The organism is Nitrosospira sp. TNL300, assembly GCF_055385915.1.
In genome coordinates this window covers 2240592-2253886 of sequence record NZ_AP041005.1, presented here as the reverse complement: position 1 = coordinate 2253886, position 13295 = coordinate 2240592, and the positions used below count along the sequence as shown (strand labels likewise).

General features: G+C 48.0%; 6 protein-coding genes, 1 tRNA gene and 3 pseudogenes. 2 read left to right on the top strand and 8 right to left on the bottom strand.

What is annotated here, in order from left to right; translation table 11 throughout:
- Positions 1-56 precede the first annotated feature (56 nt).
- Positions 57-149 (top strand) — tRNA-Ser (locus ACZ5BW_RS10240).
- A 44-nt stretch (positions 150-193) separates the two neighbouring features.
- On the opposite strand, the pseudogene ACZ5BW_RS10235 reads toward ACZ5BW_RS10240, so the two are convergent.
- From ACZ5BW_RS10235 to ACZ5BW_RS10215, 5 genes and pseudogenes are all read right to left on the bottom strand, one after another.
- A pseudogene (locus ACZ5BW_RS10235) lies at positions 194-379 on the bottom strand (transposase); the annotation flags it as partial.
- Positions 380-400: 21 nt separating this feature from the next.
- Positions 401-1683 (bottom strand): annotated as a pseudogene (locus ACZ5BW_RS10230) (IS5 family transposase).
- A gap of 135 nt (positions 1684-1818) precedes the next feature.
- The gene (locus tag ACZ5BW_RS10225) at positions 1819-2013 is read right to left on the bottom strand and encodes a hypothetical protein (protein ID WP_464539562.1); all 195 of its coding nucleotides are present in this window, start codon (positions 2011-2013) and stop codon (positions 1819-1821) included.
- Positions 2014-2024: 11 nt separating this feature from the next.
- Entirely contained in the window at positions 2025-2279 is a 255-nt protein-coding gene (locus ACZ5BW_RS10220) for a hypothetical protein (RefSeq protein ID WP_464539560.1), read from the bottom strand.
- A gap of 338 nt (positions 2280-2617) precedes the next feature.
- Positions 2618-2884: pseudogene (locus tag ACZ5BW_RS10215) on the bottom strand (transposase); the annotation flags it as partial.
- Positions 2885-3078: 194 nt separating this feature from the next.
- Here ACZ5BW_RS10215 and ACZ5BW_RS10210 point away from each other — a divergent pair.
- A protein-coding gene (locus ACZ5BW_RS10210; RefSeq protein WP_464538878.1) for an IS3 family transposase occupies positions 3079-4190 on the top strand; the annotation gives its coding sequence in 2 pieces (ribosomal slippage) (positions 3079-3334 and positions 3334-4190; 1113 coding nt in all).
- Positions 4191-4302: 112 nt separating this feature from the next.
- Here ACZ5BW_RS10210 and ACZ5BW_RS10205 read toward each other — a convergent pair.
- From ACZ5BW_RS10205 to ACZ5BW_RS10195, 3 genes are all read right to left on the bottom strand, one after another.
- The gene (locus ACZ5BW_RS10205; protein ID WP_464539558.1) at positions 4303-6168 is read right to left on the bottom strand and encodes a hypothetical protein; all 1866 of its coding nucleotides are present in this window, start codon (positions 6166-6168) and stop codon (positions 4303-4305) included.
- 73 nt (positions 6169-6241) lie between these two features.
- Positions 6242-10003 carry a DEAD/DEAH box helicase gene (locus tag ACZ5BW_RS10200; protein ID WP_464539556.1) on the bottom strand — a complete coding sequence of 1254 codons (3762 nt, stop codon included), beginning with the start codon at positions 10001-10003 and terminating at the stop codon, positions 6242-6244.
- Between the two features lie 3 nt (positions 10004-10006).
- Positions 10007-13291 (bottom strand): site-specific DNA-methyltransferase, encoded by a 3285-nt coding sequence (locus tag ACZ5BW_RS10195; RefSeq protein ID WP_464539554.1) that lies wholly within the window; start codon positions 13289-13291, stop codon positions 10007-10009.
- Positions 13292-13295: the final 4 nt, after the last annotated feature.

Below are 13295 nucleotides of genomic sequence, written 5' to 3'. Positions count from 1 at the left end.
TCATAACCTTTGTTTGACCCGGAAGTTCTAAACCGCTATCCTAGTGCGGCTTTGTTGGAGAGATGGCCGAGTGGTCGAAGGCGCTCCCCTGCTAAGGGAGTATAGGCTCAAAAAGCTTATCGAGGGTTCGAATCCCTCTCTCTCCGCCACTTGAAATTGCGGCTCTTTCCCATTAACGGGGGATGGGCATTCATCAGACACGATTGATCACACCGTTCCAACCGCATTGAGCCAAGACCCTCATGCGGTAATTCTCAAAATTCCTGAACCCATACGCACGGCGCGAGAGCATTTCCATTTTAGTGTGGAAGCCCTCGGTAATCCCGTTGGACTTCGAGAAGCGCCACATTCTGGCAATGGGTTCGAGCCATGAACGTAGTCGTCCCTGAAAAACCTGTTTTTAACAAACAGCTCTCATTATTTGGAGACTGTTTGTATAGTATTTATGCATGGGGTCTTTCAGGATTTGGGCGCACAAAAGCGCCATGCGGCGCAGAATCTTGCGCAGGTTGTGACCTGCACCGCATAACAAGGCATTCATCGCATCTCCGCCTTGGCCTTTGAGGAAGTTTCTTGCTAACCGCCCGTCGGTTTTCATATGTCCGATGACCGGTTCTATGGCATTACGACGCTTGAGCTTTTTCCTGATGGCAACCGTGACACCTCGCTTGGCTCCTGCAATCCATACCTTCAGTCCCTCCTGGATCACTCCATGACCTCGGTAACCGCGATCCACGTACACTTCTTTGGGCAGCCTGCCTGTGAGCCGCTGTGCCTGGACCAGTGAGGTATTGAGGGTATGCCCGTCATAGGGGTTGCCGGGGAAAGCCTGCATGCCGATGACGAAACTCTCCTTGCTGGTGCTCACCACACCCACCTTGACGCCGAACTCGTAGGGCTTATGCGCTTTGCCCTTGGCAATGCATTCGACTTCAGGAGCATGCACACTGTACACCTTGCCTTTGTCGTGGCGTTGCTGGACATGAATGCGAAGGCTAAGCTCAAGTAGCTGCTTGAGCCTGGGGCAGTCCTGCTCCGGCACAGCCCCAAGCTTGCGTTCGATGTCACGGATCACTCGCCCAAGATAGGTCTTGAGCCGCTTCTGTTCGCGTTTGGCACGTTGCATCTGCCGGGCATGGGCATAACGTCCATGTTTGGCTAGCGCTACCTTCGACAAGCGCGCATAACTTTGCCGAAGCTTGATGCCCATCCCTTGCGCCATTCTCACCAGTGCACCTCTGGCTTTGTGGTAGAGCCTGGCATCGGTGGGAAATGCGATGGCTTTGTCTTGTACCGTGGTATCTACATTCACCACTGACAGTGAGGCAGAAGATACGCTCCTGGTTTTGAGTCCAGCTTGTATCGTCAACCCCAGCATGAATTCACAGCCCGCATCCCCCACCCGATCCCGAAACCGGGTCATCTGGCTTGGATCAATCGGGACAGCGTGCCAAAAGTATTCTTCCCCGCAGAAATATTGCCAGTAAGGATTCTCCACCCAGCGTGCCACTACGCTTTCATCCGATTCGTTGAAAGTGTGTTTTAAGTAATGCAATCCAACCATGAACGGATGGGAATGCCAGGCCGTCCTTCCTCAGCATAAAGTCCACCAAAGTGCGCCTCCGCTGAAGCCCAGTCGATCTTGCCTGCTAACCGATACAGAGCGTGGCGTTGATCCAGCATCTGCTCCAGACGCATGCGAAACAGGTCTTCACAAGGATTCGATCCTTGCTTCTTCGGCTTCATGAAATCACCAGAAATCAGAGGGAAAGAACGCAAATTCTGGCAATTCCCTCAGCTCCTGTATACCCCTAAATACTAATATTTATAAGGATTTGAAACGTATCTCAGGGGAGACGAACGTAAGGTCAATGCCTGTGCCGGGCTGTGAGCGAACTGTTCAAGCAGCATGAGCAATTGGGGCAACATCTTTCTGGCTCGTTTGGCCTGCACGGTCTTGAGCACCAGAAGGCCAGCCAGCTGCTGCTTGGCAAAATAAAGCGATTGGAGCACGAGGTATTGTGCTAGATACTGGTGACCGTAACGTGGTGTAGCAACGTCGTGAAGCGCATCTTCTTATGCTGCTTCGCCAACTGCCGTACGCGCTCCAGTCCCTGTGACACGCTTCCCCGCTTCTGCGCCCGGCACGTGTGAGTCTGGTTCGCGTTCCCTTCGGTCCCCGCCCTTGGCTCCATCCACTCCGCAGCCGGATTCCCGGCGTTGTTCGCAGGCTTCGTCGCTACTATAGCGGGATCTGACTTCTCATGTCCGTGCATCATCGGCTTCGGCTCCTCACCTTCCCAATGCGAGCCTGGCCATTGCTACAGCGCCAGGTCAGACGTGAGACCTCCCGGTTCCCGCGCAAGGTGCATGTGTGCATGCCAGGTTCTACGACCACGCCGGATCGGCGGGCGCTCGCGTTGTCGCGCCCGCGCGTATGGCCTGGAGCGCGTCGGCATCCGGGATATAAACCATTTCGTGGCTCCATGGCTGGCTCGCACATTCCCCTACCGACGCTTCACTGAAGACCAGCGCACGGCTTGGGGGCGATGTGGCTCGCTATGCCTTCATCGTAGTGGACTCTTACCACCTACACCTTGCCGGTCTCCCGGCGCACCCAGTAGGGATTTTCCACCCAGCCCCATACCACCTCTTCATCCGATAGCGCAAAGGTGTGTTGCAGGTACATGAGTCCTGCCACCAGGCGCGGCGCAGTCGCAGGACGTCCACGGCCGGAAGGGAAAAAGCCTGCCCACTTATGCTCGAACACTGACCAGTCGATATGTTGCCCAAGTTGCGCCAAGGTGTGTTTTGGATTGACCAGTTCATCCAGTCGTTGGCGAAACAGGTCATTGCTCTTTGGTGTGCTTGGTTTTGGTCCCACCACAACCCCCTAAATTTGCAAGGAAATTGCAGTAATTTTACCAAAAACAGGCAATTTCAACCATGCAAATTCAGCAATCTATACAATAAAATCAGAATGTTATGGGATTATTGACGTTTCCCCTGAAAATCGGTACAGGTTAAAACTGGAGGTAGGATTGCTTCCAAGGCCTCATGAGAGGCAAAGGAGAAGCGATGAAGAAGTCGAGATTCACAGAGGAGCAAATCATTTATGCGCTGCGACTGGCCGATAGCGGCACAGCGGTGGTCGATGTGTGCCGGCAGATCGGTGTGTCTGAGGCCACGTTCTACACGTGGAAGAAGAAGTACGCGGATTTGGGTGTGAGCGAGCTGCGCAGGCTCAAGCAGATCGAGGATGAGAATGTTCGGCTGCGACGTATCGTGGCGGACCTGACGCTGGACAAGCAGATTCTGCAGGAGGTGGTGCGAAAAAAGCTCTGAAGGCTGCCAAGCGGCGCGAGCTGGCAGCCTGGATGCAGGAGCGCTTCAAAATCAGTGTGCAGAGATCATGCCGCCTGGCGCAGCTAGCGCGTTCGGTTTGGTATGCCAGGAGCAGGGCGCGTGATCAAAGTGCGCTATGCCAGCGCATTCGCGATATCGCCATGAGCCGTCCCAGGTTCGGCTACCTGCGGGTGCTGGTGATGCTCAAGCGCGAAGGCTGGCAAGTGGGGAAGAAGCGTGTATATCGGCTCTATCGCCAGCAAGGCCTGCAACTGCGCATGAAGGTCAAGCGCCGCAAGCGCATTGCGCTGCTGCGCGGCAGGCCTCAGGCACCCACCGGCCCGAATCAGCATTGGAGCATGGATTTCGTCCACGACCAGATGCTCGATGGCCGGGCATTTCGCATCCTCACCGTCATTGATCAGTGGAGTCGCGAGAGTGTGTGCCTGGAGGCCAACTTCAGGCTGTCCGGGCGATGCGTGGGTCAAGCCCTGGACCGGCTTGCAGCACAGCGTGGATGGCCCAAAGCAATCACCGTGGACAACGGCACGGAGTTCACGTCCAAGGCCCTGGACGAGTGGGCATATCGCCGGGGGATCAAACTCGATTACACGCGGCCGGGCAAACCCACGGATAATGGGCTGATCGAATCCTTCAACGGCCGATTGCGCGATGAGTTCCTCAATGTCCACGAATTCGTTACATTGCACGATGCCCGTGAGAAACTGAAGGCTTGGCAGGACGATTACAATCACCACCGTCCCCATGGCTCACTCGGCCACCTGACCCCGAGCGAGTTCGTCAAAAAGAGGTCAGATCAAACCAACGAAGCGGTCCGCCTGTAGTTTTAAACCGTCCGGTTTTCGGGGATGACGTCATTATTCAGAGCAGACTAATGAGCTTCTGCAGCGAAATCAGGATAGATGGAACGAACTACATTTACCGTTGTAATTTGTTTTACAAATCAGCTTTTAACAAGCGATGAGCTGCCGGAGAGCCATGAATTGTTAAGCGAAGCCAAGGTTCTGTACGACAGTCCTCAGGAGGCTCGGTAGTGGTTGTGACGATATACTGGAATAGAGGAGATGCCCCTGTATTTTCCAGTCGTTTGGCAACTTCAAATAAATGACCGTAAATTGAAGCGCCCAAATCCGCTTCACGAGGGCTGTCATGGAGCAAGAAAGCGGGAAGATGCGTCTTGCCTTCTATAGTTAAAGTTAAAACAGAAAGGTCAAAAGCTACAACTTTTAATGAATCAATTGCTGCTGTGGATCGTTCTCCTCCAAGCTCCACTTTCAGATTTAGTCCCTTTCCGTCGAGCTTTATTTCACCTTGTATATTGGCATGTATCAATTCTCTAAGAATAGTATCAAATCGCCCTGATAAGTCCCTAATAACCTCAGAAACCGCAGTGCGATGAGCTGCTAAAGTTTCTCTGATTCTTTCCAATTGAGTTTCGGTGTTTTCTATCGCCCTTCCCAATTTGTCTTTTTCTGTCAGAAACTCCTCGTATCGCGCAATGTCGTCAACAAGCCGCTCAGCTTTGCGAACAGCGTCAGACCGTTGCAGAATCGAGTTTTCTAAAGCAGCAACGGTTTTTTCTAAAGGAGTAAGGCGTTGACGTACAAGGGCGATATTTTGCTTTAAGGTTGGCTCAATTGCTTTTAACTCGGCAATTTCTTTAATTTGCACTTGCATTTCAGCCCTGCGTTTTTCAATGCTTTCTTGAAGCGCAGATAAATCGCATGTTGTGGTAGAAATTCCGCATCCCTCAGCTAATGCCTTGTCAATCAGCACCTTGCAAATGGGGCATACGGGGTTTTGTTCCGAAACAGATTTTGCATACGCTTCTGGCAATTCAGATTCGATTGCCTTTACGACTTTCCCTTTTTCTTCAATTTTAATTGCATTTTGGTTAAGGCTATCCTCATATCCACGCAATTCAGAATGCGCTACGTCACGATTTTGCCGAGCTAGTTTAAGATCGGTTATATTGCTGCTCACAGTCAAATTGAGGGATTTTGCTAATATGGTGTTTGCACTATCCTTCATAGCAGCCGCATCAAGGTTTGTGCCTGATGCCACGCCGGTAGAGAAAACCTGATTTAATCGTTCACAGTATCGAGAAATTTGCCAATCTAACCGTCCAAACTCCGAGCGATCGCCAGATAGAAATCTATCTAGCTTTCCTTCTTCAATACGAGTCAAAATTTCTTCTTTTGTAAGTGCACCTATAAATGAGCGGACAACAGTTAATCGGTCTTCGACTGATCTTCCACGAATGGGAGAGTTAGAGCTAGTATTTGAATCACGCCAATCTAAATGATGACCGAAACGGCATTCTTGATCTCGTGTTAACCAAGCAAGAGCGGCCTCCCATGCACCATTTACACCAATTGCATTGGGCATTAACAGGGCAGAGTCCCCAAGGATTGTGCTTATAACAGCATCACGAAAAGGGGTAATTCCTATAATTTCTCTTTTTTCGCTAAACGCATCTGCAAACGATGCGTTCTCAATAGCAATGTCTCTTCTCTTGTTCCCCAGAGCGCGTAAAATTATCCAAAGGCTTCCATCAAGTAATACTTCAGCGCCAACATGCCCTTCTGGAAAATTATTCCAAATAGCAGTCCGCTGTCCCTCAGGGGCAAAGCTATCCTCACCTAAGCAATATCTTAGAAGTCGGCAAAATGTAGTTTTTCCGCTGCCATGACCAATCGGCGCGTCGTTTTGCTGAGTGGAATCAGGTGACCAGATTATATTTAAGCCCGGTCTTAACGCTATGTCCCGTATGATCTGACTAGGTTTTTCCCAAATAACCAAACGTCTTACCCAAAGGCGCGGCTCGTTTCGTCCACTTTCTGGTTTAAGTGTTAGAGATGAACGTGGAAAAAGGTCACGCTGCATTTGCTGCTATCCATGTCTGATCTTCCGTTGGAAGCTCGCTAAGAACACGCTCCTTGGAAAGACTTTGTAATGCCTGTAAAACAAAGTTGGCACGACCAGTTGACCATGCACCAGTATAAAATTGATCGAGTCCTTGGCCTCGTTTCCATGTCTGTCGGCTACTATCCTCAATAATTGCCCCCATACCGATAAGCAGGTTTACTGCGCTGCGCCAAGCCCCATCAATTCTGGGGGTAAAGGCGGTTACATTATTGGCGTGCATTTCTGCTTCAGGGCCAACAAGCCGCAGCCAGTCATTTCGCTTGCTACCTGATAGTTGACGGGTAAGGTAGGATGGCTCTAGCGCATACAAAGCTGCCAACCGAACAAAAGATATAGGGACGGATTGATGTAGAAGATCAGCAATCGCTGCTAATTGGGCAAGCGGAGCAGCAGAAGCATGTTCATTTCGTGTAGCTCTAGCCCACGAACTATCAGGTAACTCTGAGTAATTTATAACTTCATCCGCGATTGCCATCTTGGAGAAAATACTATGAATATAGGAATTCTTTTGATCCTCCATGAACAATACGTTCATCGCCTCTAGTTCATCTAAAGACCTACCCCAATTTAGCTTCCCAAATCTTGTTGGCGTAATGATGAAACTATTCAGCGTAATATTTACGTCTGATAGACGAGCTTCAATCTGTTTTATTAATGTATGGAATTCAATTTTCTTATGTCCTGGCCCTTCGTGCTGCAATCCGTGCGGTTCAATAAATGCAATACTCTGTTTTTTGCCACGCACTTGCCATAGAAGAAAATCTGGATAGAAATTTCCTGCTTCAAAGAATCCCATACCACGGCCACAACTTTCATTTCGCAGAAGGAATATTTCGGAACCTTCCTTAGAGAATCTGTCTGCGTGAGATAAGAGATATTCTCTTAGATCTTCTATAAAAAGGAATTCGCTTTCGTTAAGTGATACCGGAGCAATCTGAATTTTGCTTGCTTTTGAAATATGAATTAAAGGTTGATAAAGGTGATGGTTAAACAGGCACGATTTAAAATCATTTATTTTTAAAATACCCTGTTTTTTTGCAGTGAGTTCTTTTTTCAGCTTAAGGATGTCTTCAATAAGGGCAGATTCATTGCTATCAACAACAAGTTGGTACTCGTCTTCATAAGGTAAGTTTTGATCCTGCGGTTGGATAACTCGTAATTCCAGACGAGGCTGAATGAACTCAGCCTTGCAGTAGTTGTAATACTCTTCGCAGTATTTTTGTAGAAGCTCACAGGCCATTTCCTGCCATAGAGATACATTGACTATATCGGCTGTTTCCATTCTGCCAGAAGGTACTACGAGAGAGTACCAAGTGGAGTTTTCAAGCAGTAGTTTGACTTCGGAAAGCGCTATATTGATATTATGCCAACTACGCTCGCGTTTAAATTTTTCAAGCCTGAAATACAAATCGTCAAAATCAAGGAAAGAAAGATGATAAGTGGTAAAAACCGCTTTCTCTTTTTCTGCAATTCTCCCTGAAGACCTAGACGTGATAGATTGAATGCGAGGATACCAATCTATCTGAATTGATTTGGAAGTCAGTTTCTCTGGAATATCCCCAAAGCTAGGAACACGACCATCGCGCTTGAAATCATATTCCCGACCATCGCCGCGCTTTTCCCTAGGGCGCAGAACTTTAAGCTGTTTGCCAAAGTCATAGGTGATTGTAAGCGGTATGGTATGAACCGTTTTCTGATCGTTGCTAGGCAGATCTTCTTCCTCAAGAAACTTTTTAAATTTCTCCATGAAATCAGCCTCAATCCCGAAAACATTCAGTGTTTCCAAGGATTGAATATGCTCAGGTTGGTGCGCTGGCGTGGAAAAGCCGCTGCGCTTCAATGACCAGCTATGCCCTTTAAGGCGAACGCCCCGGCCAAATAGCTGGATAATCTGGGAGCCTTCACTCTTGCCCACGTGCATGAGGCCAAGGGTGCTTACGCGCCAGCAATCCCAGCCTTCCACGAATTTCTTGGAGCCGATAAGCACGTTTACGGGCGATGTAGAAAGATGAACTTGCCCGAACAGGGTATCGCTGAATTCGGATTCCTGCACTACAAGGTTTGAAACCCCGGACTCTTCGATATGTTTTATAAGACCAGAGGCATCCCCCACGTTGATAAGGCCAAAGGGTGTTTCTTCCTGCCCGGTACGCAGAATAACTTCATTCTGGTCGCCCTTGATACGCGATAATGTGAGCTGGCCGCCAGCGCGGTTTTGGAAGAGCTTTCCAAGAACATCGCGGAACAGTTCTTGTGGCTTCCAGTTTTCCTTGCGGATCAGCTCTTGCAGATACAAGAAGGAGCCAGCAAAAATATCTCCGCCTTTTTCATCAACCAAGCCAGTATCCTGCCCTTTGCGGCTCAGCAGCTTTTCAATTTCAGATATAGATTGTGCTTCGTTGCTTAAAAATCCTGCTATGAAGGAAAGGATTTGCGCGACATCGCCCATTGTTTCCTTGTCGGATTTTGCACCTGTAACGGTAGAACCCACAAAAACCCAGAGGGGTTTCTCCATGTTATAGGCGGTGTAACTAGCTTTTTTGTCTTCATACAGCTTGAGCTGCTGATAGAAGGCCAACAAACATGCGCTCAGATAACTGAAGCGAAGCTGTTCATAGGTCTTTGGTAGATTAAAGATACGATAGTCCTTGCCATACCCATCCTCATAGAAATAGCGATAGGAGTAATCGAATAGGATGGACTTAGCGTAAGATTCCTCAATCTCAGGCCGCTTGGCGGCCGTTACCGCTTCCTTGAAGGTAGCGGAATACTCAAAGACAAAGCCTTTCTCGGACAGCCTCTGGCGGCTTTTGAACCAGCCAGTCTCCTCCTTACTTCCCATGCCCCGGTGCGCTTCATCTACCAGAAGCAAATTCTGGTCGCCAAGGTTGCGCGTGGCAATCACGTTGACGCTATCGGCTTCGCCTAGCTTGGTGATTTCCGTGTAATCAATTTGGCGCAGCCCGTTCTTGCCGGAAGAAAGCAAATCACCCGTATCAGTCAGTAGGCGTTCAGCGGAAATACCACTGGCCTTGAATTCTCTGGCATGTTGTACGGAAAGGCTTTCATTCGGGGTAATCAGAACCGTGCGCGTCAGGTCATGCTTGAAAGATGATTGGTTCGCATAATGGCGGAATTGCAGAAAGTTGATGTGCATCAGGAGGGTTTTTCCTGATCCCGTCGCATTCTGAAAGCAGACCTTATTCAATTCATCATTACTGAAATGCTTAATGCCTGTCTCAAATTCCTTTTGTTGCCAGAAGACATTAAACTCATCGACATAGGCATTGAGGCTGGTCAGTAGATTTTCGCGGCTGCTGAAGAAGCGATCCAGATAAACTTCGGCAAACAGTAGAGAAAGCCACTGATAGTATTTCCAGACGATAGGACGGTTGCGACGCTCGTTAATCGCCAGCGTATGGCTGACAATATTTTGCTCATATCGCATCAGCTCTGCGCTTGTAATCGCGGCCTTGTCTTGTAGGTGAATATCCAGCGTCTTGTAAAAATGGTGAAGGTTATCCGCTGTTAATCCTTCAGGCACAGTCCTGAGAGTCGCTGAAAGTGGCTCAAGAGCGCGAAGCTTTCTCTTGCCCTTCCTAACGCTGGCTAGTGGGTCAAAGCCAAACTGAGAGATGAGCCATTGGTTCAAAACCTGCTTGAACGGCAGGTCGAGCATCCTTTTCTTGTCCGCGCTGCGACGTTCCATTAATTAATCCTCCACATCCCACATTTTTTGATGGAAGGATTCTTCGATCAGGCGAACTTTCCAGTTTTCATCATCGCGCTTCAGGTTCGGCAGGTTGTTGGAACCGTTGACGTAGATCACATCAAATTCCGTATCCTGCGTGGACAAGCGGTATTTCCTGAACCACTCATCCAGCATCAGGTTATCTTCTTCCAGATTGCCCGTAAGTTTGCGCCAGATGATAAGAACCTTATCCATGTTCTTTTTGTCGCCCGGTGTGCGGCAAATGCGGCCTTCCACCTTGCGGAACCACCATTTGCCTTTGGCATCTTCAGCCAGCTTGCCATCCAAAATCAGGCGCGTGGTTTGGTCGTTCGGCAATTCCGCGTCAGCTTCGCGCTTGAACTTGCCGCCGAAGGTACGCGGTGCGTCGATATGATCGACGTGGAGGCCAATCAGCCAGTTAAAGGTTTCAATCAGGTCAACGGCTTTTTCAACATATTCATCCGATTCCGGCTTTTTGATCTTCAGCTTATAAGCCGTAGGGTCAGAGAATTGCTCGACACTCAGCAGGGACGGACTGCCCTTGGTTTCAAATTCCAGCCAGTAATTGAGCATATACTCACGGCGGAAATCATCATTCTTGGCCAAGGCTTGCGTTCGCGTAGCATCTTCACGGAACGCTAGATTGTTCAGCGCGTCTTCGTAGGATTCGAGGCGAATATATTTGAAGCATTGGCTAATACCATCACGGGAGATGGGTTTTCCTTCTTTCCAATCTTTTGAATATGTTGCCTTTTGTACCCTTGGCTTTGTTACTTCATCAAAATGCGCTCCCATCTCAACAAGGATATACTTCCGCTGGCCATCATCCTCTCTATTAAGATCGATAATGGCATGCGCGGTTGTTCCGGAACCAGAGAAGTAATCTAAGCAAATTTCATTCTCAGACAATGAGCCAACTCTTAAACAGTCTTGCACTGCTGCTACAGCTTTAGGAAAGTCAAAAGTATTCTCTCTTTTGAACATATTTCTCAATGTTCTAGTGCCATTATCACGAGCTGAATACTCAGTTTTATCCCACCATGTTCTGGGTAGAATTCCTGCATCTTGTAAGTATTTTTTCTTATATACTTCCAGCCCGGAATCCTTGTTTTCAACTTTAATCTCTAACAGCTCCTTTAAAGTCCTCTCCATCCCAAAGTTCCAGACACGTTCTCGTCCTTGGGAGTCTATAGGTAAAATTTCAACTTCGTTTTCTTTTAGAGAATCCGAAATATTCCATTTCTTACTTGGATCATCCCAAACACAGTTTGGAATACGGAGTGAAGCAGATTTTTGATTGTAATAAAGTGGGAAAAATTGCTTAGGCCGATCTTGTCGGAAAGATCCGGCACTGCTTTTTCGGAAGTTTTCCCACTCAAATGACTTTCCCGCATCAGTTAAAAGATCATATCTCTTCTTCTGATCCTCGGAATGAGGTAAGCGTCCAATTTCTAATTGGATATTATCCTTTGAATAAAACAACGCATATTCATGACAAATGGCAAATCCTGATACAGTTGATCGGCCAGATGGGTTGTTTCTAATCAGAACGTTAGCAAGAAAGTTTTCTTTATTGAAAACATTATCAAGAACGGCTTTTAGATTGTATAACTCATAATCATCAATCGTTACGCATAAAACCCCTGAATCTGCGAGCAATTTTCTCCCGCTCTCAAGCCTATCTTGTATTAAAGAACACCATGATGAATCTTTGTAACCGTTCTTGTAAATAATTTCGGTAGCAGTTGCATTATATGGTGGGTCAATATAAGTACACTTTACCTGCTGTTGGTAGCGCTGCGTAAGTGTACGGAGGGCTTGAAAATTTTCAGAGTAAATCATCAAGCCATTCGATTTTTCATCTAAATCCTGAATCTCGGCCAATATCTTCGCCTTAAACGCCTCATCAAAAAACGCTGTATCTAGGACCAAGAAAGGATTATCTTTTAAGAAGTTTACCGAAAGAGGCTTGGCATACCCTTTAATCTCATCAATCGCAAAAAGCTTAAGCCATTCTTTCCGCTGCGCGTCATTCGTTGCAATGTCTGCATAGAAAGCTTCAGGAATACGATCCAGCGTTATGCAGTAGTTTGTTTCCACCACAAATTTTTTCTTGAGCCATAGCTTTTTCTGAAAATCCTCCAGTTGTGCCATGAAGTCGATCAAGTGATGTGATATTTTCCGAAGCACCTTTATTTTTGATAGGTAAAAATCCACGCGCGGCACATCGGCAGATTCAATATCATCCAGCCGCATGATTTCATTTTTGATATAGAAATCCAGCTCCCGGCGCATAAAACCGCCAAGGTCTTTATGGATGAAGTAATCCATCGTGTTGCGTGACGTATACTGGTTCAGATAACGGCGTAGCAAGGTTCTGTTTTTCTCTTGCCCGATCAGGGTGGAAAGCGGAGCCACGAAAACTTTTGCGTCGCTCACGGATTTCAAGGTTTCAAAAACTAACTTTTCCGCTTCCTCAATCCGCTTTTCTTGCCACTTTCCCCCTTGACCAGATTTTTCCGGGTCAGGGCGATATTCAAATTGGATGACCAAATCGCCGTGCTCGATTTTAAGGGGTTCATCCTTGTGGATGAGGAAATAGCGTTCTGTTTTATCCGTGGTTTTAACATTGCCATGTTCACCCTCGGCGGCATCGACAATGCGGCAATGCACCTTGCGCTCTTCTTGCTCGAACAATCCCTTCAGTTCCGTCGCATTGGCCAGATTAAAGGTGAAATTCGTCAGATATTCCGACGTTTTGATGTAATATTGGTCGCGATTCGCCCAATGCAAATACACTTCACGGCCATCATACGGGACAGAATAGGGCGCAGCTTTACCGTCCGTTTCCCGCGCATAGTAGCGGCGGCTCATAAAATCGCCGTTATCATAGTAACGCTCAAAAAACCGGAACAGATGGTCGTAAACATCGCCTTCGCCGTTGCCGGCATCCTTGATAGCGTCATAGGCGGCTTTAGCCTTTTTGACTGGTTCGGTTTCTTCAGGATTTGGAGCGTCGAATGCCTTGGCTTGCTTTATGGCAGTTTCATACGCCAAACGCGCTTCTTCCACGCGCTTGCCGTCCGCTTCGCCAAAGGCATCTTTAATGATTTTCAGCAGATCATTTTGCAGGAAGCTGGAAACACGATCCGCCTTGGCGTGCATGATCCGGTAAAAGCCAAAATCCAGATCAGGCTGATTTAGCTGGAACAGATCACCCAGAAGGGTTACCAGACGCTCTCTTTGTTTTTCTACGCTTGCCACAATT